Genomic DNA, 22,225 nt, shown 5'->3' with positions numbered 1-22,225 from the left:
TAGTTTGTTGAACCGATTAAGTTTAAATGTTTATTGATGGTTATTAATAGGAAGTACTTTGAAGGTGTCAAATGAACTCTGCTTTTAAGAATGAGCGAACGATCTATCTTGGAATCGACGGAGGTGGTAGTAAATGTAAAGCGCGAGTCGTGGATGAAAAATTCCGTGTGCTTGGCTCTGCAGTTGCCGGCCCGGCAAATCCTGTTCATGGTATTGAGCAAGCCATAGAATCTATTCAGTCATCGGCGCAAATGGCTTTGTTAGCAGCAGGCTTCGAAAAAAATGACATCTCACAAGTTGTTGCCGGAGTCGGTTTAGCCGGTGTCAACTTACCCAGTTTGTATCAAGTCATGCAAGAATGGCAGCATCCATTCAAGCGATTATTTTTAACTACAGATCTACATATAGCCTGTCTAGGTGCACACGGTGGTGAAGAGGGTGCAGTGATGGTTGCCGGAACAGGTTCCTGTGGCTATATCTATTCCAAAAACAAAACGGCTATATATGGTGCACATGGTTTTCCAGCAGGCGATAAAGGTAGTGGTGCCTGGTTAGGGCTTGAAGCCATGAAGGCGGTGTTATTAGCACAGGATGGGTTGGCAGAAGCTACGCAATTAACCGAGCTGTTATCAGCTAAATTAGGTACTAAAGGGTTGGGCTTGGTAGAGGTAATGGTAGGCGCTTCACCCAGAAAATACGCGCAATTAGCGCCATTGGTGATAGAAGCAGCTGAAAAGAATGATGCGGTGGCGGTTGGGATCATCCGTGATGGAGCCTGTTATTTAAGTATGATTGCCCGAAAGTTGCTTGCCGATAACCCTGCACGGTTATCGTTACTTGGCGGTTTGAGCGAGCGGTTAATGCCGTGGATGGACCAGGATGTGGTGGGGCGTTTCTCCAGTCCGTTGGATCAGCCTGAAGCAGGCGCCATTTATTTTGCCAAAAAAGAAATGGAATTTTGGCGGGCAGCGCTGTAGCTGTCGCTGAATTAATATTAGAAAATTCCAGAATAAGGTATCGAGAATGTTAGTAGATAACAATAAAGAATTGCCCTTCAGTTATGATAATGGCTTTTCCGCTACTACTAATAATGATAGCTTTATTTTTCGGCTGTGGCTGACACTATGAAAGGTATAGTGAATAAGTCTGCTGACATTATGTTAATACCACAGCCCAGTGCACTGGATTTCTATTCAGGAATTTTTCATCTCAATAATTGTATTGATATTTATACTAATGACAGTGATCTACAGGCATCGGCCAAGTTTATATCGGCCTCACTCTTTAAAGATAAAGTCTGCCAGCAAATAGAAGAACCAGCTAACGCTAATATTTCCTTATTGTTAAAATCTTCTGCAAAGCAGGGTGATCATGAGGCCTATCGACTAATTATTGATGATAATGGCGTTACCATTTCAGCATCCAGCACCGCCGGTATTTTTTATGGGCTGCAGAGCTTAAATCAAATTTACTATCAGGCAGGCGATAGCTTGCCTTACTTGGTTATCACTGATAGCCCGCGCTTTGCTTATCGTGGTATGCACCTTGATGTGAGTCGACATTTTTTGTCAGTGGAATTCATCAAGCGCTATATTGATTTAATTGCGTTTCATAAAATGAATGTCTTTCATTGGCACTTGACTGATGATCAGGGTTGGCGCATTGAAATAAAAGCTTATCCAAAGCTTACTGAAGTAGGTGCGTGGCGCGAGCAAACAGTCGTTGGGCATACGTCTAATAGTAATGTTCATTTTGATGGCCGTCGTCATGGAGGATTTTATACCCAGCAACAAATAAAAGAGATCGTCGCTTACGCTGATCAGCGTCATATTACTATCATTCCTGAGCTTGATATACCAGGTCACGCGGCGGCACTGTTAGCGGCTTATCCAGAGCTTGCTTGTGATCTCGACAATAAAAACTTCAAAGTGCAAACCCGGTTTGGCATTTTTACCGATGTACTTTGCGCCAAGCCTGAAACGTTTGAATTTTTAGCAGTGGTGCTTGCTGAAGTCGCAGAGCTTTTCCCTGGTGCGTATGTTCATATAGGTGGTGACGAAGTAAAGAAAAAACGCTGGCATGAGTGCAGCTACTGCCAAAGTGTATTGGCCACATTAAATACCGACGATTACGAAGCTTTGCACGGTTATTTTATTGAGCAGGTGGAGGCGATCGCCAGAAAGTTAGATAAAAAGCTTATCGGTTGGGATGAAGTGTTGGATGCTGATGTGGATAGCAGTACAACCATTATGTCCTGGCAGGGTATAGCCGGTGGCAAGCAAGCGGCGATCAAAGGTCATCAGGTGGTGATGACACCAGTTGATGCTTTGTACTTTGATTTTTATCAAGCGACATCTTGTGATGAGCCAATGGCGATTCATGGTTTAACACCCCTAAAGAAAGTGTATGAATATGAGCCTGTCCCTGAAGGTCTAACCGTTGCGCAGCAAAAAAATATCTTAGGTGCGCAAGCTAATGTATGGACAGAATATATGTCTACCCCGAGCGGGTTGAGTATATGGTATTGCCGCGGATGACTGCGCTGGCTGAAGTGTTGTGGTCAGCGGTAGAAAATAAAAGTTGGTCTTCGTTTCAGCAACGGCTAAAGCCTGTAGTAAACCAGCTTAAGGGCTTGTCTTACACCGTAGCTGAGAGTGATTGTAAAGTATTAGCCAGTGCGACTGTAGAAAGTGAAAATCTTTGCGTCAACTTATCAGTCGCATCTGCTGCGCTGGAAATCCGTTATACCCTTGATGGTAGCAAGCCAACCATTCAGTCGGAAATCTATCAATTGCCGTTACCGATCACTGCAATGACAGTAGTGCGCGCTATTGCCTTTGATTCAGACAATAACAAGGCTTACGGTGATGAGCGTTTGACTGTAGTGCCACACAAAGCCATAGGGAAAACGATTAGTGTTCAACAAGCAAGTGAGCAGACTGCATCGTTACTTGTAAACGGCCAGTTAGCGACAGATAGAATATTTCAGTTTCACGAATGGTATGCGATTGATGAAAGCGGTTTGACGGCCATTATTGAACTGGAGTCTTTGGCCGAGTTATCTGGTGTGGATATCGGTTATCAGGCAGGTTTATACCGCACTTTGTATTTGCCTACGGCAATAAAGTTATGGGTATCTACTGACCAACAGGAATGGCAGCTTGTTGCAGCAGTTGAGACTCAGCAGATACAGCAATCTTCGCCGCGGATAGATATTCCTTTTTCAGCAATATATTCGCGTTATTTGAAGGTAGACGTTGAAAATACTAATCGCGGTTTCAGTGAAGAAGATAATGCTGTGATCGCTATGCCGGTTTATATCGATGAGATTGTAGTGCGTTAATCGTGCAGTGAGAGCACATTAATAAATCATATTTTAATAGCTTCATTAATTGATTGGAGCATAAAAGAGTTTTACCAATGAATTTAGCAACGATTGATATAGTCATTATTATTGGTTTTTTAGTTGCCACAGTGGGTTTGGGTTTTTACCTGTCGGCAAAAGCCAGTAAAAATATGCAAAGCTATTTTTTGGCTGGTAATGACATTCCCTGGTATTACCTCGGTCTTTCAAATGCATCAGGCATGTTTGATGTGTCTGGTACCATGATTGCCGTAGCCTGGTTGTTTGTATACGGTTTGAAAAGTGCATGGATACCCTGGTTGTGGCCGGTATGGAATCAGATTTTCATGATGGTTTTTTTAGCTGCGTGGATGCGACGGTCGAATGTTCTGACGGGGGCCCAGTGGATCAGTTTTCGTTTTGGTGAGTCGATTGGAGGCAGGCTGTCGCACATCGCTACTGTCATTTTTGCGGTGGTGATTGTGATCGCCTTTATGGCGTATTTTGTTGAAGGTATAGGCAAGTTTTCCGCGCAGTTTTTGCCATGGGATTTATCATTTTCAATCGCTGGTGTGGCTATTAGCAATGAAGATAGCTATGCGTTGGCCATTATTACTATTACTACCCTATATACGTTGAAAGGCGGCTTTTACAGTGTCGTTGGTACTGAAGTGCTGCAGTTTTTAATTATGACAGTGGCCTGTTTAATTGTCGGGTTTATTGCCATTTTTTCTACCACGGCCGAACAGATTCAGGCAGCAGTCCCTGCGGGATGGGATAGCCTGTGGTTTGGCTGGGAATTGGGATTGGATTGGTCGAATATATTACCCGCAGCAGACCAGCGAATAGAAGATGATGGTTACGGCCTGTTTGGTTTTCTTTTTATGTTGATGTTATTTAAAGGGGTGTTTGCCAGTTTGGCGGGCCCTGTTCCCAGTTATGATATGCAGCGCATTCTAGGTACCCGTTCACCGTCGGAAGCCGCCAAAATGTTTGGTCTGACTCCGGTAGTTTTGTCGTTTCCACGTTATTTCATGATTGCAGGTATTGCTGTGCTGGCGCTGGTGTATATGGACCCCAGTAATTTAGAGGGCACTAATGGCAAGTTGGATTTTGAGCAAGTGCTGCCCTATGCAATCAGTGAGTATGTCGGGCCAGGGTTTAAGGGTTTATTGTTGGCGGGATTGTTAGCGGCGTTTATGTCGACATTTGCCGCTTTTATTAATGCCGGTTCGGCGTATGTAGTGAATGATATTTACCGTAAATATATCAATGACAAGGCTGATGATAAAACTTATATGCGGCTTAGCTATATTGTTACTGCGAGCATCGTTGTGATCGGGGTTGGCTTTGGTTTGGCTGGCGGTAATATACAAGCGCGCACAGACTGGATTGTGGGCTTGCTTTACGGGAGCTATGTAGCTTCCAATGTGTTGAAGTGGGTTTGGTGGCGCTTTAATGGCTATGGGTTTTTCTTTGGTATGTTGAGCGGGATGGTCGGCGTTGCTATTATTCCGCCATTACTGGAGAGTATGGGCTTGCATTTATTGGCGATTGAGCAATTTCCATTCCTGTTTGTCTTTGCAATATTAGGTAGTGTACTGGGATGTTTGTTGACCGCGCCTGATAATGAAGAAGTACTCAAGAATTTTTATCGGCAAACTCGTCCTTGGGGTTTTTGGGGGCCGATTGCCGAAAAGGTTATTGCTGAGAACCCAGACTTTAAACGCAATAATAATTTTTCTTACGATGCCTTTAATATATTGGTAGGTATTGTCTGGCAGATGATGTTGGTGGTAATTCCAATATTCCTGGTGGTGAGACGTTTTGATAGTCTGGCCGTTAGTGTGTTGGTGTTTGCTATTTGCTGTGTGTTGTTAAAGAAATATTGGTGGAACCGGCTGGAAGATTAAATTATCAGTATTTTTCTTGTTATAAAAAAGCCCTCTTATTAGAGGGCTTTTTTACATGTTTAATGCGAGAGTCGTTTCAACAGGGCTTGGTTTTCCCGTTCGATATGCTGATAAAATGCTTTGTCTTTAAGTTTTGATGCCGCTGCATCATCAATAATCAAGGTGGTGGATAAATGCATTTGTAATGCGGAGGCGGGGCATGATGCGCTAAGTGGTCCTTCCACCGTCGCTTGAATAGCCTCTGCTTTTGATTCGCCGGTAGCCAGTAACACCACATTGCGCGCTTCCATAATTGTGCCAATCCCCATCGTGATCGATAAGTGCGGTTGGTATTCCTCGGCGCTAAAAAAACGTGCGTTATCGTCAATGGTGGCTTGGGTCAGTGTTTTTACCCGTGTCCGGGAGGCCAGACAAGAAGACGGTTCATTAAAGCCGACGTGACCATTGCGTCCTATGCCCAGTAATTGAATATCGATACCACCGTGAGCTTTAATAAGTGCTTCATATTCATCCCCTGCAGTCAGTGGATTTTGCGCAGCGCCATTGGGTACGTGGGTGTTGCTTAGCTCAATATCAATGTGTTGAAAAAACTGCTCATTCATAAAGTGGCGGTAGCTTTGCGGGTGCTCCGGCGCCAGTCCTAAATATTCATCGAGATTAAACGTGCTGCATTGTTTGAAAGAAATTATCTCTGCCTGATTAGCAGCGATAAGCTGTTGATAGAGCGCCAATGGAGTTGAGCCGGTAGCTAATCCCAGTACCGACGTTGGTTTGCTCGTTAACTGACGAATAAACATGGCAGCGCCGTAGTTGGCAACCGCTTGTGGGGTTTCCAGAATAACTACTTTCATAAGTGGTTATGCTCCTGCTGGTCGTTGTCTAGATGATCGGTGCCCGGGTGGCTTTCCATGTCGCCGTTCACCCAGCTGTGGGTGACTTGAAAGTCGTCATCAAAATGCACCAGATTAGCGTTGAGGCCGCTACTGATATGGCCGAAATGCTGTTGCTGTTGGATAAAGCGCGCCGGGTATAGCGATGCCATTTTTAAACATTCATCCAACGGCAGGCCAACCGTTTGGTGGCTGATTTTCACTGCGTCGATTAAACCGATAGCGCTACCGGCCAAACGATTTTCGCTATTAAATAAACAGCCCTCTTTCTCAGTAATCGTTTCGCCGTAAAGCTCAAAGGTTTTATTGTCGGAGCCGATCGTTGCCATTGCATCGGATACCAAATAAAGATGGCCTGCCGCCTTGGCTTTGTGGGCCACTAATACTGTGCTCGGATGGTTGTGGTGGCCGTCAACAATAATACCGCAGTAGCTATCATTATCTGCCAATGCTGCACCGACCACGCCGGGTTCACGGCTGCTCATAGGACGCATGGCATTAAATAAATGAGTAAATCCTTGTAAGCCTTCAGCGAAGGCGCGTTCGATATCCGCAGCCAGTGCGTCAGTATGGCCGGCACAGACAATAATGCCGGCTTCGGATAGAGCTTTGATTTGTCCGGCTTCTGTTTGCTCTGGAGCTAACGTCAGCATGATGGGGATGTCAGCTTGGTTGCATAGCCAATCAATATCCTCGGTGCTCAGTTTGCGAATATGATCTTGTTGGTGCACGCCCCGACGCTGGGGATTAAAGAACGGGCCTTCAATATGTAAACCCAGTACGCCAGGGTACTGTTGTTGGCGGAGCGTTCTTACGGCGTCGATAGCTGCTGCTGTTATTGCTCGAGTATCGGTGATCACCGTGGGTAGCATGGCGCAAACACCTTTGCTGCGGTGGGCCTTTAGCATGGTTTTAATGGTGTTGGGCGTGGCGGCGTTATTCAGCAGTAGCCCGCCGCCGCCATTCACTTGTAGATCGATAAACCCAGCCGATAAAGTGCCGCCCCTAAGCTGCGTGCTGGTCAGGCTGGAATCAATCTGTTCGTTGCTGATAATGCTGTGGATGCGCTGATTTTCAAGTACCAGACTGTGTTGGGACAGCATTTGTTGGCCATCAAAAATGGTGGCGCCGGTGATTACGTGTTTCATAAAGATATAGCCTGCGGTTAATTCGCGCTTTATGGGTTGGCTGTGCGCTGGATTATAGCATAAAAGACAGCGCTGTCATTTTGCTGTCTGCAGTTTATTTTAGCGCTGGTTTTCAGTGCAGGTTCAAGTTATTCGGCTTGAGTGGATTGTCTCACGATAAGCTCGGGGGTAAAGATAGTGAAATTATTTTCTGTGGATTGATTGCGCGTGGCTTGAATCAACAGTTCAGCGGCACTGCGGGCGATAGTACTGGTAGGCTGCTGAGCGGTGGTCAGTTTTGGCCATGTCTGGCGTGAGAAAGGGCTATCTTCAAACCCGGTGATGGCCAGTTGCGAGGGTATATCGATGTCCATCAGGCGGGCGGCGAATAATGCGCCGGCAGCCATTTCATCGTTGGAGGCAAAAATGGCGGTGGGTCGCTGCTCCTTCGATAATAATTTTTTGGCACCATTAACGCCGGATTCAAACGAGTACTCTCCCGCTAAAATCAGCGATCGATCAATGCGAATACCATGCTTTTTGAGCGCTGCTTTATAGCCCATCAAGCGTTCCTGGCTGGAATTGTGGCCTTTGTCGCCACATAAGAAGCCGATAGTCTGATGTCCGCTAGCAATAAGGTGTTCGGTGATAGCGAAGGCGGCCTCGCGGTCATCGATAAAAATACAAGGTGAGCGTCCGTCAGATTGGCCAGAGCCGGAGAGAATGCGGACAAATTTTACATCCAGTTTTTCCAGTGTCTCGATTACCGAGGGCATTTCTGAAAAAGGGGGTGTTAATACTAAGCCGGCTACTCTGGAGCGCTTAACCATTTCGGTTAGTTCGGCGTTGATATCATGGGATTTGGCATTACAGGGATGTATCAGTAGCTCAAAGCCCTGTTCATTACAGGCGGATAACAAACCATTTTGCATATCGATAATGTAATAAGCATTAGGGTTATCGTAGATAAAGGCTACCGCATAAGACTTGGTGCCGGCTAAATTACGTGCCGCAGCATTCGGCTGGTAGTTTAGCGCCTTGACAACTTTGAGGACTTTTTCCTGCGTGGTTTTGCTAACGGATGGCTCGTTGTTCATCACCCGCGAGACGGTTTTAATTGAAACCCCGGCTTGGTTGGCGACATCGTTGATGGTTGCTCGCACTTGAATCTATTACCTTATGTTATTGCTTTGCTATTACAAATAGTGACTGCGGTATTGCCGAAAGGGCGCACGCAGCCCTAAAAACTCGCAGACTATACCGTTTTCGGGGATTTATTAGTATCCCTTGTGTGTATCCGGTGTTTATAGCTTGAAATTGACAGCGCTGTCATTTGTGCTTAGTATGCGATTCCTTCTTGATGATTGCAAGTCTTTGGCAGGTATGGGCTTCGATGTTTTACTGAATAAATTTGAGGTTTTTATGGCGGGTCATACGCATTTGGCTAGTTGGAAAAAATTGTCGCAGTTAGCAGCGTCGACAGCTGGGTTGGAAATTAAACGACTGTTTAGTGAGGACGGCCAGCGTTTTGATAAATACTCGTTAACTAGTTGTGGTATTTTATTTGATTATTCAAAAAACCGGATCACTGATTCAGTAAAAGCGAGTCTATTGCAGCTGGCTCAGGAAAGTCATGTTGAGTCGTGGCGGTCGGCCATGTTTGCCGGAGAAGCGATAAATCACACTGAAGGCAGAGAGGTATTGCACACTGCATTGCGAAACTCTGGGGGCACTATAGATCAGGCAAACAGCATGCAGGGCCAGCGTCAGCAAGCTATTGCTCAGGAACTTGAGCGTATTAAAAATTTTTCGCAACAAGTTCGGCAGGGTCTGTTCACCGGTTATAGCGATTCGGCGATCACTGATGTGGTGTGTTTAGGCGTGGGTGGCTCGCACTTGGGTCCCTCGATGGTGACAGATGCTCTGGCGGGATCGGTGCAAGCAGAGCAGCCAGTAGAGTTGCACTATATTTCCAGTGTAGATGCTGTGCCGCTGGTTGGATTGCTGGCAAAGCTTAAGCCGGAGACAACCTTATTTATAGTTTCTTCTAAAACGTTTACGACTAGCGAAACACTTTTAAACGCGGCATCAGCAAAACAGTGGTTGCAGCAGCAAGCACCATTAGAAGCCGTGTCGCGGCATTTCGTGGCTGTCACTGCGGCAGTGGATAAGGCACAGGCATTTGGTATTGCAGAGCAGAATTGTTTCAAAATATGGGACTGGGTTGGTGGTCGATTTTCATTGTGGTCGGCAATAGGCTTGCCCATCGCTATCGGTTTAGGATTTGAAGCCTTCTCAGATTTATTAGCCGGTGCCAAAGCAATGGATGAACATTTTTGCACGGCAGAACTGGCAGATAATTTGCCGGTAATGATGGCCTTAGTGGGTATATGGAATAGTACTTTTTTAAAAATAAATACACTTGCTATCTTACCCTATGACCAAAACTTGCATAGTTTGCCCGCGTATTTGCAGCAAGCAGAAATGGAAAGCAATGGTAAGTCAGTGGATTGGCAGGGAGATTCTTTGCCATATACAACCTGTCCTGTTCTATGGGGGCAAACGGGCATAAATGGCCAGCATGCATTTTATCAGTTGTTGCATCAAGGTACTCACCAGATTGCCTGTGATTTTATTGCTTCTGCTAAAGGTTGTTGCGATGAGCCGTTGCACCATAAACATTTATTGGCTAATTTTTTTGCGCAAACACAGGCGCTGATGGATGGGGTTTCAGCAACGGCAGTGCGTAAACAATTAATGGATAACGGTATCGCTCAGGAAAAGATTGAGCGTTTAGTGCCGCATAAGGTTCATGCCGGTAATCGCAGCAGTAATAGTCTACTGTTGGATCAATTAGATGCTTACCATCTAGGTGCATTGATTGCATTGTATGAGCATAAGATTTTTGTGCAGGGAATTGTTTGGAAAATTTATTCTTTCGATCAATGGGGGTTGAGCTGGGTAAGCAATTAGCCAATAGCTTATTGGAAGATGTTATCTGTAGTGAAAACACGACTCGTCATGATGGATCGACCAATGGCTTGATAAATCATTACAAAAAAGTTGCGGCTAAACATTAGTGCGCAATAAAAAATTCAGTCAATCCGGGATTGCGATAAGGTTGTGCGGAGTTAGTTGACTATTGGTTGGCGAGAAATAATAGGATTAGGGGAGAATCCATAGTTTAGGTGGAAGCTCTTTGGGGTCTAGTGCTAGTGAGTTGTGTTTTAAAATAATGGTGGATTTATTTATCCAAAGGTCTAGAGGGAAGACGAAATTAGTAGCGGCATGTTTAAGCATTAATTCATTCAGTTGGCCACTGCTAATAATTTTTTCCAGTCCTGATTGAATGCGATTGTGTAGTTCAGGTTGGCCTCGCTGCACAAAAAAATACATGGGGAAGGGGTAGTAAATAATTAGATCCTGATAATAGATGAGTGACGTATGGCGAATTTTTCTAGCATCCAGCTCAGCCTGGCCTTCAAATACTGCCAGAGAAATGTAATCGCAATTGCCCTGACTGAGTGCGACGAACATATCCTCATTTTCGTCGAACCGTTTAACGGTGAGGCCATTACTTTCTAATATATCGCTATCTGGCCAGTACCTGCCTTGGCACGCGGTAAACTTTTTTAGCTGGGCAATGGATTTAATGGCGGAAAATTTTTCAACATCCTGTTGGCGAATAATCGGCATGCGATAGCCCAGTAATCCTTTCATTAGCGGGATTTTAACCGCTAGCAAGTGTTCCTCTCTGCTAGCGGAAGACCCGGACCACAGCACGTCCAATTTGCTGCCGTCGCGCATTAGCTCCAGCATCCCGCCTGCCTGATTGTAGGGGCGAGAATAGACAATATTGGCTTCACCAAATTTTGCGCGGGTTTCTAGTAGCGCAAGCTCAAGCAGTTGGGTGAAATAGTGGTGGCTGGTTTCCTGGCCCGACTGGGGCGGCAGGGTGACGATTGATTGTACGTTAGTACCTGCGGCGACTTTGGATGCTAACAGGCAAAAGACTACGCTGAGCCATTGTAGAAGAGTTTTTCTTAATGCGCTTATTATCATTCTGAAAACAATCATTGCACCTAGGAGCGTCCGTTAGTGTTCGAAGGGCTAGCGGCAAGAGTAGCGGGTATTAAGCGCAAATAAAATGGATAAGGTATAAATTATGGTAATAAATCTAGCGCTACCGCTTCTGCTACTTTAATGCCATCAATGCCTGCAGAAAAAATACCGCCTGCATAGCCCGCACCTTCTCCCGCGGGATAGAGACCATGGCTATTGATGCTTTGATAATCCTTGTCACGTTTAATGCAGATGGGTGAGGAGGTGCGTGTTTCTACTCCGGTAAGGATCGCATCGTGCATAGCAAACCCTTTAATTTGTTTATCAAAGGCGGGGATAGCTTCGCGAATGGCCGCCACAGCAAAGTCCGGTATCGCCTGGGATAAATCGCCGAGGGTGACGCCGGGTTTATAAGAGGTATTACCGAGCCTAATATTGAAGAGGGTTGGTCTTTTAAAAAGTCACCGACTAACTGGGCGGGGCATTGTAATCTTTGCCGCCCAACTCAAAAGCCAATTTTTCCAGCTGTCGTTGTAAATCAATGCCAGCCAGTATGTGGCCGGGGTAATCCCGCTCAGGGTCAATGCCAACTACGATAGCGGCGTTAGCATTACGTTCATTACGTGAATACTGTGACATGCCATTGGTGACCACTGCTCCTTCCTCAGAGGTGGCGGCCACAACCGTGCCTCCGGGACACATACAAAAACTGTAGACACTGCGGCCATTTTTACAGTGATGGACCAGCTTGTAATCGGCGGCTCCTAGTATCGGGTGGCCGGCATTATCACCAAAGCGCGCGCGGTCAATCACCGATTGTGGGTGTTCAATACGGAATCCGATGGAAAAGGGTTTGGGTTCTATATAGACCCCTTCTGCTAATAGCATCTCAAAGCTATCGCGGGCGCTATGGCCAATAGCCAGAATGATATGGCGGCTCTGCAATGTTTCGCCGTTGCTCAGGGTTAGTCCGGTAACCTGTCCTTGGTTGTTGGCCAGTGCCTGACGATGAATGCGCTCAACTTTTTGTTCGAAGCGGACTTCGCCCCCCAGGGCTGTGATGCGGGCACGAATGTTCTCCACCATTTTTACCAGTTTGAAGGTGCCAATATGCGGCTTGCTCACAAACAGGATTTCTTCGGGGGCGCCGGCGGCCACAAATTCTTCCAACACCTTCCGGCCTAAGTGTCGCTTGTCTTTTACTTGGCTGTAGAGTTTGCCGTCGGAAAAAGTGCCAGCCCCTCCCTCGCCATATTGCACATTGGATTCCGGGTTGAGTTTGCGTTCACGCCATAAACCCCAAGTCGCTTTGGTGCGCTGACGAACATCCTGACCGCGCTCCAGCACAATCGGCTTGAGGCCCATTTCTGCTAGTAGCAATGCTGCCATAATGCCGCAGGGGCCAAAACCAATGACAATAGGGCGCTGTTGGTGGCTGGCAGGAAAGGCGGCCTCAGCTTGCGCAACTAATCTATATTGGGTGTCCGGTGTGGGTGTCACCAGTGATTTTCCGGTAAAGCGATCGAGAATTTTTGCTTGTAGGGAGTCTTCAACAGTCACGTCAATTTGATAGATCAGTAAGATGTTGGTTTTTTTACGCGCATCGTAGCTACGTTTAAATACGGTATAACCCAGTAATTCATCGCGGTGGATGCCCAGTCTTAGCAAAATCGCGGCAATAAGATCGTTGTCGTGATGATCGAGAGGTAATTTAATTTCGTTGAGTCGTAACATCTTTAATCATTAATTAATTAAGTTGGGGTTAATAGTGCGGGTAACCATTGGGCGAGCATTGAGTTGGTCTGTCAAAAGCGGGTGGATACTAGCACGAGTAGGTGTAGTGATCGATAAGCTGAGTGCGAATGAGTATTGTCAGTTAAATAGTCTGTCTGACAAGAGCGTGATCACTAACTGCGCGGTATGGGTAAAGGTTGGATGAGTTTGTGGCGCCTATCAGTAACGTAGTTAATCGCTCGGCTACAATATAGAAGTGGGGCTCTATTAATGACAAAAGAAATGCTCTATCGCGCATAGGGCTATAATTTATTGAAATAAATCATAATAAAAAAATAATTAAATATAATTATTTGCGATATAGGTAGAAGTTATATTAGTTGTGCAGCCTAAGTAGAATTGCTTATAACGCAATAAATTTATTTCGACTACTATCAAAATATAAGCTACCAGCACAATGAAACAATAAATGCTTGGTTGGTATTAGCTTAATCGTTGGCTCTTGTGGCTTTCTAGTTTTAATGAACTACGCTAGAAAAAGAAGTCTTTATCCATCTCGTAAAAAAGCCGGCTTTAATCGTTATGAAGAAAGGACTACAACTTCTTGTTGTTAGCAGCAGCATCCCTGTCATTGTAGTTTGTGCATTGGCCTATGGTGAGGCGTCATTAATGTTAGCTATCACAAGTGTGATCATAGCTTTGCTGGCGTTTGTCTATAGTTTTTTGAATATTCGGCGCTTGCAATTTTCTGTTGATCAAGCGGTGGCTGCTAAAAGCAAAGCAGAGCAAGAGCTTAATGCACAGCAAAAGTTATTAAAGCAGGGAGCTTATCGTGATCTTTGTATTGAAGTGTTACCTGCATGGGTTCGACAAACTAATTTGGCGCAAACTCAGGCAGAAGAAGCCATTAACGATCTTACCAGAACCTTTGCTGATATTTACGAGCGTCTACAAATCGCCATAGCCACGACCCGGGAATCTACCAGTGACAGTATTGCTGAAGGTAGTCTGGTTTCTATAATTGCACATTCTGAAAAAGAGTTGTCGCAGTTAATAGAATTACTTCGCGATTCGATTGCGGCGCAAAAAAATCTGGTTGAGGATATTGGTAGGCTCTCTGCTATTACTGATGATCTGAAAGAAATGAGTGACGAAGTTGCAGGCATTGCATCGCAAACGAATTTACTAGCACTTAATGCAGCGATAGAGGCGGCGCGTGCCGGTGAGTATGGTCGAGGGTTTGCAGTGGTCGCAGATGAGGTGCGGACGCTTTCAACACGCTCTGGGGAAACGGGAGCAAGAATAACGGAAAGAATTGATGAGGTGAACGCCTTGCTACAGGCTGCACAAAAAAGCACTGATCAATTTTCCAAGCAAGGAGAAGAGACGCTGGAGCAGTCGCAGGAAACTATTCGCGGAGTATTAGAGAATTTTAATAGTTTTGGTAATAGCATGACAGAATCCTCCGCAACCATGATCAGCGAAAGTAGTCGGGTTCAAAAAGATGTTGAGCAAGTATTAGTGTCCCTGCAGTTTCAGGATCGAGTAAGGCAGATTCTAGAACATGTAGTTAATGACATGAATATGCTTGAGGCATTGATGAAAGAGCACAAGGCGGCTGCAGGGAGTGGAGAAGTAGTCCCCGATATTGATATTAATGAATGGCTGCAAAAGTTGCAGGCAACATTCACGACATTAGAGCAGGTGGACGTGCATACTCAAGGGGAAAGTGCCGGCGTTCCGGATGAGTCAGAAGTTACATTTTTTTAAAAAAGGAAAAAAGTATTTATGTCAAAAACAATTCTTGTAGTAGATGATTCGGCCAGTGTCAGGCAGGTGGTGGGAATTGCGTTAAAGGGGGCGGGCTATACCGTAATTGAAGCATGTGATGGTAAAGACGCACTGTCAAAACTGAATGGCACAAAAGTTCATTTAATAATATCGGATGTCAATATGCCGAACATGGATGGCATTACCATGGTGACAGAAGTTAAAAAGTTAGCTGAGTATAAATTTACCCCGATCATTATGCTCACTACAGAAGGTGCGGACGAAAAGAAAAAGCAAGGTCAGGCCGCTGGAGCTAAAGCCTGGATTGTTAAGCCGTTCCAGCCTGAGCAAATGCTAAAAGCCGTATCGATGCTTATATGAGTATTACTCATGGAAATTAAGGCGAAAAAATCAGGTGGTTGCTATACCTTATCTTTAGTGGGGAGATGACAATTTATACTGCTAAAGAGGATTTTTCCAAACTGTTTGCTAAGCCAGAATGGTGTGCTGCAGATCTTAAATTAGACTTATCAGGTATAGTTGAAATTGATACTTCTGGCGCACAATTGTTAGTGTTGTTCGCCCACGCTGTCGCTGAAGAAAAATCAATAAAGCTTACTAAAATCAGTGATTCAGCTGACTCAGTATTGAACTTGCTAAACTTAAAGAAAATATTAACGCAAGAGGACGTTGCTGTATGAGTATGGATGCGGCGCTAGATACGTTTATTGCAGAGGCTCAGGAATTACTGGAGCAGATGGAAGCTGCCTTACTTAGAATAGGAGATGGCGATAACGATCCGGAAACACTTAATGAAATTTTCAGGGCGGCTCATACCATTAAAGGCTCATCCGGGTTGTTTGGTTTGGATAATATTGTTGCCTTTACTCACAAGGTAGAAAACGTCCTTGATCGTGCACGAGATGGTGATTTTAACATTGAAAAAGATTTACTGAATATTTTATTAAAGTGCGGCGATCATATTGGCAGTCATGTTGCTGCTGTAATTGCAGGTGTAGAGATTTCGGCTGAAAATGTAGTTGTTGAGCAAGAGCTGGTAGAAGCGTTAGGGCCGTGGCTTGCAGAGGAATCGCCGTCATCGGATGACGAGGAAGATAATGAAGAAAATAATAGTAGTGAAGGCTGCTGGCATTTATCTATCCGCTTGAGTGGAGATGTACTGCAAAACGGAATGGACCCCCTTTCAATTTTAAAATTTTTAAAAACGATGGGTGAGTTTCAGTATTTTGAAACCATTACTAATACTTTGCCTGCCAAGGAAAAATTTGATCCCGAAACATTATATTTTAATTTTGAGTTGGGCTTGATAAGTAGTGCCAGTCGAGAGGCTATTAACGATGCGTTTATGTTTGTTGCTGACGGCGCCGAGATCAAGCTAGTACCACCGCAAAGTGCTATTGAGGAGTATATTAAACTCATTAAGTCTTCTGGTTTGGGGCAGCGCAAGCTAGGAGAAATATTAGTCAATAGTGGTGCGCTGACACTTAAGGAGCTGGATGATGCAGTAAGCGATCAGGTTACCCAACTATTTGAGAGTGGCGCCAAGAAACCATTAGGTGAAATGCTAATGGACCAGCAGCAGGTGTCGCCACAAGTAGTGAGTGCGGCGCTGCAGCAGCAAACTAAAGAGCGAACTAGTACTACCCGGTTTATAAGAGTTGATTCTGAATGTGTTGATCAATTAATTAATCTGATTGGTGAATTGTTAGTAAGTCGTCAACGTATTGACCTGCTTTGCGATAGTGTTGCTAATAATGACCTGGAGGAAGCTGTTACCGGAATGGGGTCTATTACTGAGCAGATTCAGGATGCTGCGCTCAATTTAAGGATGGTGCCGATAGGTGATACTTTCCAACGCTTTCAACGGGTAGTTCGGGATACCGCAGCAGGGCTGGATAAAGATATTAGGCTGGTACTTGAAGGTTCGGAAACTGAGCTCGATCGATCTATGGTAGAGCGGTTGGTCGATCCCCTTACGCATATTGTTAGAAATTCTATTGATCATGGTGTAGAGCCAGTAAGTATAAGAAAAGAGCGCAATAAACCGGAGCAGGGGCTGTTAAAGCTTTCAGCCTACCACGATGCGGGCAGTATTGTGATTGAAGTAAGAGATGATGGTGGCGGGCTCGATACCAATAGGATTCGTCAAAAGGCCATTGATAATGGTGTTGTAGAAGCGAGTCAGCAATTATCTAATCACGACATTCATCAACTGATTTTTCATGCCGGATTATCAACAGCGGATTCCGTCACTGACTTGTCGGGTCGTGGTGTTGGTATGGATGTGGTGCGGAGAAATATCGAGTCGTTACAAGGCGGTATAGAGATAGAAAGCGAGTCGGGTAAAGGGACGATGATTCGTATTCGGTTACCTCTAACGTTAGCAATCATCGATGGTTTTCACGTATCGGCCTACGGTACCGATTTTATTATTCCGCAAGCGACTATTCTTGAATGTATGGACTTCAATTCCGTTGAGCATGTGGCGGGAAGGAATAGCATTAATTTACGTGGAGAGTTGGTTCCTTACCTGAGTTTAAAATCAATCTTCGCGTTAGCGGGGAGTAAAACAGAGCCAGAGAAATTAGTCGTAGTTAAATTTGGTAATGATCGTGCGGCTATTATTGTCGATGTTCTGCATGGTGAAATTCAAACGGTTATAAAGCCGCTGGGTCCTATTTTCCAGGCATTGAAGGGTGTCGGTGGCTCAAGTTTATTAGGAGGCGGGGAGATTGCTTTTATTCTGGATATTCCCCAATTAATCCACTCGGCTGTCTTGATGGAGTCCAGACATAAGGGTGTGCGCGAGGATTTTTCTGCATGAATAGTGAACACTCGGAATTGTTAAGTATGGATGTTTCTGAAGCTCGTCAATTCCTTACCTTTCGTATCGGCGGCGAGTTTTTTGGTATGGAGCTATCGAAGACCCGGGAGATTCTTGAATACGATGGCGTAACGGCTGTGCCTTTGATGCCCCGTTTTATTAGTGGTGTTATCAATTTGCGTGGCGAGGTGGTGCCGATCATTGATCTGGCAGTTCGGTTGGGGCGGCCAGCGATAGAGTTGCATCGGAGAACTTGTATCGTGGTAATAGAGTTGGTAAGTGATGGCCAGCAACACACGCTTGGTTTGTTGGCCGATGCGGTGAGTGAAGTCGCTGAGATACAGGATAGTGATATTGAGGATGCACCGGCATTCGGCGCACAAATTCGAGCAGAGTTTATTCAGGGTATCGCTAAAAAAGATAATGATTTTATTGTGTTGCTGGATGCGGATAAAACCTTATCCATGCGTGAACTGGCAAAGTTAGTAGAAGCTGAATTGGACTAAAACCCTATTAAATATGTTTGAGAGGATGTTCTCATGTTAGCCAAGTTAAGTTTAAAGATGAAAGTTACTATACTGTCGTTACTGATTGCGATGGCGATGATATTTTTGGGTACATATTCCCTGGCGACTATGGAAAAGTTTGATGCTTTTGTCGTGCTTAACTTGGGAAAAATACAGAGCAATGGTAATGTTTTTCAAAATGTACAAAATGCGCATATAAAATTTAAGGGTCAGGTTCAGGAGTGGAAGAATATTCTGATCAGGGGTAATGATAAGAAAACGTATGATAAATATTTAAAGCAATTTAATGAGGCAGAAGACAATGTTCAGCTTGCATTGGCTGAGGCAATTAAATTTAGTAAAGAGGCTGGCAAGAACGCAGAAAACCTGGAAAAAGTTAAACAAGATCACGCTAAGCTGGGTATAGCATATCGTAGCGCTTTAGAAAATTTTAATTCGAAAGATGAGCTGACTGGAAAAAAAGTTGATAAAGCCGTCAAAGGAATTGATCGTGACGCTAGTAAAGGTATGGAAAAAATATCAGTTGCTATGGAAGAGGAATTTAATCGCCTCATTAAATCGACAAATACTGAAGTGGCTGCTCAGTATAGTGCAGCCAGAACCGAGTTTATCCAAATTATGACTGTGTCCATTATTTTGATACTTGCGATAATGCTATGGATATTCTGGGATATGTTTCGCCTGCTCGGTGGTGAGCCAGCTTACACTGCTGCTATGGTTAAGAAAGTCGCTGACGGCCAGCTGGATGTTGAAGTTGAATTACGTAAAGGTGATACCACCTCCTTGTTAGCATCTGTCAGTAATATGAAAGATCGTTTAACTGAAATTATTTCAGAGGTCAGAAGTTCCGCTGATTCATTATCTTCTGCGGCTGAGGAAGTTAGTTCAACGGCGCAGTCACTTTCAAAAGGGGCTTCAATTCAAGCTGCGAGTGTTGAGGAAACGTCCGCCTCTATGGAGCAGATGTCAGCGTCTATTTCGCAGAATAACGAGAATGCCAGTGTAACCGATGGTATGGCGCAGCAGGCTTCGGCTGATGCGGGTAAAGGTGGAGAAGCCGTTTCACAAACCGTTGAAGCGATGCAGAAAATTGCTGAGCGCATTAGTGTTATTGATGATATTGCCTATCAAACAAATCTATTAGCACTTAATGCTGCGATAGAAGCGGGAAGAGCGGGCGAGCATGGTAGAGGGTTTGCAGTAGTGGCGTCTGAAGTGCGAAAGTTGGCTGAAAGAAGTCAGGTGGCAGCACAGGATATTGGTGAGCTAGCTAGTGAAAGTGTTAAGCGGGCAGATTTAGCCGGTACTTTATTGCAGCAAATGGTACCGTCCATTCAAAAAACTGCTGATTTAGTTCAGGAGATAGCAGCAGCGTCATCGGAACAGGCCTCGGGTGTCGATCAAATCAACAGTGCTATTGGTCAAGTCAGCCAAACCATGCAGCAGAATGCTGCTGCGTCAGAGCAGTTAGGTTCAACTTCAGAGGAGATGAGCTCACAAGCTATGCAGCTACAGGAATCCATATCCTATTTTCGTCTTGGAAATTTAAAGCATTATAGAAATACTCGGTCTACAGCGGTGCCTTTAAGGTCGGCAGATTCAGACCAGGATCAATCAACACTAGCTAGTGACGAAGATGATGATAAATTTGTGAAATTCGATAGTTAATAAACTAGTTGAGAGACGGTATGGATGATGTACTACTGCCGCCTAGTGATGAAACCTTCATTTTGTTTCAGGCTTTAATTCAATCACAAACAGGAATTTTTCTTCCGCTTCATAAAAAATCATTACTGCAAAACCGCCTAGCTAAAAGGTTACTGGCCAGAGGGTTGTCCAGTTTTGATGATTACTATCAGATGGTGAGCTCGCGCCTGGAAAAGCGGGAGTTGCAGCAAGCTCTGGAACTGATTACTACCAATGAAACGTATTTCTTTAGAGAGCCCGCCCACTTTGAATATTTAAAACAGTCGTTATTACCTGGTGTGCCAACCGGGCGGCCGCTTCGAATTTGGAGTGCTGCCGCTTCAACCGGAGAAGAGGCATACTCCATAGCGATGTTGCTAGCTAGTTGCTTTTATCATCCCTGGGAAATATTTGCTTCAGATGTGAATGAAACTGTAATTCAGCAAGCGAAAAAAGGAATTTATTTAAATCAGCGAACTTCCGGTATATCAGCAGAGTTTTTGGAAAAATACTGTCGTAAAGGTGTTGCTGAATTTGAAGGTTTTTTGCGTATCATCCCTGAGCTGAGGGGGCGAGTAAATTTTGAAAGCTTTAATCTGATGGGTTCAGTTTCGAGTTTAGGTAAGTTTAATATAATTTTTCTGCGCAATGTGATGATTTACTTCGATAAGGATACGCAGCGAAAACTGCTCAGAAAAATAGCAAAATGTTTGGAACCTAATGGATGGTTGTTTGTTAGTCATTCTGAATCCTTGCATGGAGTTACTGACGATTTCTACTTGGTTAGGCCATCTATTTATCGGCTAAAGGCCTATCAACATGAGCACTAATTTGGACCATATAATTGTTGAGCCCGGCGAATTATGCTTCTCGCAATCCCCGATAATTATCAGCACGTTGCTAGGTTCCTGTGTAGCAATAACAGCTTGGCATTCAGAGCTTAAAGTAGGCGGCATGTGCCATTATTTGTTGCCAAATACTTCCCAATTAAAAGGCAGAAAAAAGTATGTCTATGCTGAGTTTGCGCTGGTAGCGATGAAAAATCTTATGCTTAGTTATGCTGCGTTAAATGAATACGAAGTAGGAATATTTGGTGGTTCTACAATTTTTTCTGATGATGAATTTTTTAATATTGGACGTAAAAATATTGAAGTAGCCAGGGACTGGATGGCTTTGTTTGATATGATTCCCCGGTATACAGCTTGTGGTGGAAATATGAGCCGCCATGTTGCGCTCAATTTGACTAGTGGTGCTATTAAGCTGCGAGAGTTGCAGCTTTAGGAGACAGAATGGCGATTAAGATAATGATCGTGGATGATTCGGCTGTAGTGCGACAGGTGTTGTCTTCAGTGCTAAATGAAGCGCCAGATTTAACTGTGATGGCTGTCGCTTCAGATCCTATATTTGCGCGTAACCATTTAAAAAAGCAATGGCCCGATGTCATTATTCTTGATATTGAAATGCCAAGAATGGATGGCTTAACTTTTTTACGTGAGATTATGGCTGAGCGGCCTACGCCGGTGGTGATCTGTTCTTCATTGGCAGCTAAAGGGTGTGAGTTGAGCTTGCAGGCACTCTCGGCTGGGGCTGTCGATATTGTGACGAAGCCACAGCTGGGGTTGCAGGGTTTTTTGCAAGAAACAAAATTAGAATTTTGGCAAATTATCCGCGCTGCCTCACAGGCTAAAATTGCCCGCCAATATAAACCAAAAGCAACTAACATATTGATAGAGCCAATTAAAGATATTACCCGGATGGCACACACGACCGATCGGATTGCCGTGATTGGCACGTCGACGGGTGGAACACAGGCCTTGGAGTTTATTCTTGCCCAGTTACCGCGTACGTGTCAGGGGCTGGCAGTTGTGCAGCATATGCCAGAAAAGTTCACCGCTGCGTTTGCAGCCCGGCTGAATGATTTGTGTGAGGTTGAAGTGAAAGAGGCCGAAAGTGGTGATCGTTTAATTCCGGGGCGGGTATTGATAGCTCCTGGCGGTCATCATCTTGAAATACAGCGCTCAGGTGCGCAATACATCGCCAAAGTGTTTAGGGGGCCTGCAGTCAATCGTCATTGCCCTTCGGTCGATGTTTTGTTTCGCTCGGTAGCGAAAAATGTTGGCAAGAATGCAATGGGTGTAATAATGACGGGTATGGGTGATGATGGGGCGCAGGGCTTGTTGGCCATGCGTAAAGTTGGTTCGGAGACGATTGCTCAGGATGAGGCGTCTTCGGTCGTTTTCGGTATGCCTAAAGAGGCGATTAACATTGGCGCGGCATCGCAAATAGCTTCTTTAAATGATATTCCTAAATTGTTAAATCATTAGGTTA

General features: G+C 44.7%; 19 protein-coding genes and 1 pseudogene. 14 read left to right on the top strand and 6 right to left on the bottom strand.

Annotated elements, in window-relative coordinates; translation table 11 throughout:
* Window positions 1-71: 71 nt before the first annotated feature.
* The 4 genes from nagK to UNITIG_RS10270 all read left to right on the top strand — a co-directional run bounded on the left by nagK (window position 72) and on the right by UNITIG_RS10270 (window position 5,256).
* Window positions 72-977 carry an N-acetylglucosamine kinase gene (gene nagK / locus UNITIG_RS10285; protein ID WP_101758297.1) on the top strand — a complete coding sequence of 302 codons (906 nt, stop codon included), beginning with the start codon at window positions 72-74 and terminating at the stop codon, window positions 975-977.
* 147 nt (window positions 978-1,124) lie between these two features.
* Window positions 1,125-2,537 (top strand): beta-N-acetylhexosaminidase, encoded by a 1,413-nt coding sequence (locus UNITIG_RS10280; RefSeq protein ID WP_101758296.1) that lies wholly within the window; start codon window positions 1,125-1,127, stop codon window positions 2,535-2,537.
* Window positions 2,480-3,343 carry a chitobiase/beta-hexosaminidase C-terminal domain-containing protein gene (locus tag UNITIG_RS10275; RefSeq protein WP_101758295.1) on the top strand — a complete coding sequence of 288 codons (864 nt, stop codon included), beginning with the start codon at window positions 2,480-2,482 and terminating at the stop codon, window positions 3,341-3,343. The genes UNITIG_RS10280 and UNITIG_RS10275 overlap by 58 nt, the downstream gene beginning before the upstream one ends.
* 77 nt (window positions 3,344-3,420) lie before the next feature.
* Window positions 3,421-5,256 carry a sodium:solute symporter family protein gene (locus tag UNITIG_RS10270; RefSeq protein WP_101758294.1) on the top strand — a complete coding sequence of 612 codons (1,836 nt, stop codon included), beginning with the start codon at window positions 3,421-3,423 and terminating at the stop codon, window positions 5,254-5,256.
* Window positions 5,257-5,315: 59 nt separating this feature from the next.
* Here UNITIG_RS10270 and nagB read toward each other — a convergent pair whose 3' ends face one another.
* From nagB to UNITIG_RS10255, 3 genes are all read right to left on the bottom strand, one after another.
* Window positions 5,316-6,107, bottom strand: a complete 792-nt coding sequence (gene nagB, locus UNITIG_RS10265; protein WP_101758293.1) for a glucosamine-6-phosphate deaminase — start codon at window positions 6,105-6,107, stop codon at window positions 5,316-5,318.
* Window positions 6,104-7,294 (bottom strand): N-acetylglucosamine-6-phosphate deacetylase, encoded by a 1,191-nt coding sequence (gene nagA, locus UNITIG_RS10260; protein ID WP_101758292.1) that lies wholly within the window; start codon window positions 7,292-7,294, stop codon window positions 6,104-6,106. The genes nagB and nagA overlap by 4 nt, the downstream gene beginning before the upstream one ends.
* Before the next feature lie 128 nt (window positions 7,295-7,422).
* Window positions 7,423-8,442, bottom strand: coding sequence for a LacI family DNA-binding transcriptional regulator (locus tag UNITIG_RS10255; protein ID WP_200821323.1), 1,020 nt, complete (start codon window positions 8,440-8,442; stop codon window positions 7,423-7,425).
* 175 nt (window positions 8,443-8,617) lie between these two features.
* Between UNITIG_RS10255 and pgi the strand changes: the two are divergent.
* A pseudogene (pgi, locus tag UNITIG_RS10250) lies at window positions 8,618-10,353 on the top strand (glucose-6-phosphate isomerase).
* Between the two features lie 85 nt (window positions 10,354-10,438).
* Here the strand turns inward: pgi and UNITIG_RS10245 are convergent.
* From UNITIG_RS10245 to UNITIG_RS10240, 3 genes are all read right to left on the bottom strand, one after another.
* Window positions 10,439-11,335 carry an ABC transporter substrate-binding protein gene (locus UNITIG_RS10245; RefSeq protein ID WP_159931137.1) on the bottom strand — a complete coding sequence of 299 codons (897 nt, stop codon included), beginning with the start codon at window positions 11,333-11,335 and terminating at the stop codon, window positions 10,439-10,441.
* 101 nt (window positions 11,336-11,436) lie between these two features.
* Entirely contained in the window at window positions 11,437-11,709 is a 273-nt protein-coding gene (locus UNITIG_RS25580) for an FAD-dependent protein (protein ID WP_369809192.1), read from the bottom strand.
* A gap of 94 nt (window positions 11,710-11,803) precedes the next feature.
* Complete coding sequence (locus UNITIG_RS10240) at window positions 11,804-13,069, bottom strand: NAD(P)/FAD-dependent oxidoreductase (protein WP_369809159.1); 1,266 nt, start codon at window positions 13,067-13,069, stop codon at window positions 11,804-11,806.
* Between the two features lie 582 nt (window positions 13,070-13,651).
* On the opposite strand from UNITIG_RS10240, the gene UNITIG_RS10235 reads away from it, so the two are divergent.
* From UNITIG_RS10235 to UNITIG_RS10195, 9 genes are all read left to right on the top strand, one after another.
* Window positions 13,652-14,839 (top strand): methyl-accepting chemotaxis protein, encoded by a 1,188-nt coding sequence (locus UNITIG_RS10235; RefSeq protein WP_101758289.1) that lies wholly within the window; start codon window positions 13,652-13,654, stop codon window positions 14,837-14,839.
* Window positions 14,840-14,857: 18 nt separating this feature from the next.
* Window positions 14,858-15,220, top strand: coding sequence for a response regulator (locus UNITIG_RS10230; protein WP_101758288.1), 363 nt, complete (start codon window positions 14,858-14,860; stop codon window positions 15,218-15,220).
* Window positions 15,221-15,285: 65 nt separating this feature from the next.
* Window positions 15,286-15,540 carry an STAS domain-containing protein gene (locus UNITIG_RS10225; RefSeq protein WP_101758287.1) on the top strand — a complete coding sequence of 85 codons (255 nt, stop codon included), beginning with the start codon at window positions 15,286-15,288 and terminating at the stop codon, window positions 15,538-15,540.
* Window positions 15,537-17,684, top strand: a complete 2,148-nt coding sequence (locus UNITIG_RS10220) for a chemotaxis protein CheA (RefSeq protein ID WP_101758286.1) — start codon at window positions 15,537-15,539, stop codon at window positions 17,682-17,684. The genes UNITIG_RS10225 and UNITIG_RS10220 overlap by 4 nt, the downstream gene beginning before the upstream one ends.
* Window positions 17,681-18,190 (top strand): chemotaxis protein CheW, encoded by a 510-nt coding sequence (locus tag UNITIG_RS10215; RefSeq protein WP_101758285.1) that lies wholly within the window; start codon window positions 17,681-17,683, stop codon window positions 18,188-18,190. The genes UNITIG_RS10220 and UNITIG_RS10215 overlap by 4 nt, the downstream gene beginning before the upstream one ends.
* Before the next feature lie 33 nt (window positions 18,191-18,223).
* Window positions 18,224-19,879: a methyl-accepting chemotaxis protein gene (locus tag UNITIG_RS10210; protein WP_101758284.1), complete on the top strand. Its 1,656-nt coding sequence runs from the start codon at window positions 18,224-18,226 to the stop codon at window positions 19,877-19,879.
* A 20-nt stretch (window positions 19,880-19,899) separates the two neighbouring features.
* Window positions 19,900-20,727: a protein-glutamate O-methyltransferase CheR gene (locus UNITIG_RS10205; RefSeq protein ID WP_101758283.1), complete on the top strand. Its 828-nt coding sequence runs from the start codon at window positions 19,900-19,902 to the stop codon at window positions 20,725-20,727.
* On the top strand, window positions 20,717-21,178 hold the full coding sequence (locus UNITIG_RS10200) for a chemotaxis protein CheD (RefSeq protein WP_101758282.1): 462 nt from the start codon (window positions 20,717-20,719) through the stop codon (window positions 21,176-21,178). The genes UNITIG_RS10205 and UNITIG_RS10200 overlap by 11 nt, the downstream gene beginning before the upstream one ends.
* Before the next feature lie 8 nt (window positions 21,179-21,186).
* A complete protein-coding gene (locus UNITIG_RS10195) occupies window positions 21,187-22,221 on the top strand; it encodes a chemotaxis response regulator protein-glutamate methylesterase (protein WP_101758281.1) in 1,035 nt (344 codons plus the stop codon).
* Window positions 22,222-22,225: the final 4 nt, after the last annotated feature.

The sequence above is a fragment of the Oceanicoccus sp. KOV_DT_Chl genome, from assembly GCF_900120175.1.
Classification (GTDB): Bacteria; Pseudomonadota; Gammaproteobacteria; order Pseudomonadales; family Dasaniaceae; genus Oceanicoccus.
This window is presented reverse-complemented; position numbering and strand designations above follow the sequence as displayed.

Coding starts and splice junctions, on each gene's coding strand:
- UNITIG_RS10220 (WP_101758286.1), top strand. CDS start 15,537: ATGAGTATGGATGCGGCGCTAGATACGTTTATTGCAGAGGCTCAGGAA.
- UNITIG_RS10280 (WP_101758296.1), top strand. CDS start 1,125: ATGAAAGGTATAGTGAATAAGTCTGCTGACATTATGTTAATACCACAG.
- nagK (WP_101758297.1), top strand. CDS start 72: ATGAACTCTGCTTTTAAGAATGAGCGAACGATCTATCTTGGAATCGAC.
- UNITIG_RS10195 (WP_101758281.1), top strand. CDS start 21,187: ATGGCGATTAAGATAATGATCGTGGATGATTCGGCTGTAGTGCGACAG.
- UNITIG_RS10205 (WP_101758283.1), top strand. CDS start 19,900: ATGGATGATGTACTACTGCCGCCTAGTGATGAAACCTTCATTTTGTTT.
- UNITIG_RS10215 (WP_101758285.1), top strand. CDS start 17,681: ATGAATAGTGAACACTCGGAATTGTTAAGTATGGATGTTTCTGAAGCT.
- UNITIG_RS10225 (WP_101758287.1), top strand. CDS start 15,286: ATGACAATTTATACTGCTAAAGAGGATTTTTCCAAACTGTTTGCTAAG.
- UNITIG_RS10245 (WP_159931137.1), bottom strand. CDS start 11,335: ATGATAATAAGCGCATTAAGAAAAACTCTTCTACAATGGCTCAGCGTA.
- UNITIG_RS10230 (WP_101758288.1), top strand. CDS start 14,858: ATGTCAAAAACAATTCTTGTAGTAGATGATTCGGCCAGTGTCAGGCAG.
- UNITIG_RS10200 (WP_101758282.1), top strand. CDS start 20,717: ATGAGCACTAATTTGGACCATATAATTGTTGAGCCCGGCGAATTATGC.
- UNITIG_RS10240 (WP_369809159.1), bottom strand. CDS start 13,069: ATGTTACGACTCAACGAAATTAAATTACCTCTCGATCATCACGACAAC.
- UNITIG_RS10275 (WP_101758295.1), top strand. CDS start 2,480: ATGGACAGAATATATGTCTACCCCGAGCGGGTTGAGTATATGGTATTG.
- UNITIG_RS10270 (WP_101758294.1), top strand. CDS start 3,421: ATGAATTTAGCAACGATTGATATAGTCATTATTATTGGTTTTTTAGTT.
- UNITIG_RS10235 (WP_101758289.1), top strand. CDS start 13,652: ATGAAGAAAGGACTACAACTTCTTGTTGTTAGCAGCAGCATCCCTGTC.
- nagB (WP_101758293.1), bottom strand. CDS start 6,107: ATGAAAGTAGTTATTCTGGAAACCCCACAAGCGGTTGCCAACTACGGC.
- nagA (WP_101758292.1), bottom strand. CDS start 7,294: ATGAAACACGTAATCACCGGCGCCACCATTTTTGATGGCCAACAAATG.
- UNITIG_RS10210 (WP_101758284.1), top strand. CDS start 18,224: ATGTTAGCCAAGTTAAGTTTAAAGATGAAAGTTACTATACTGTCGTTA.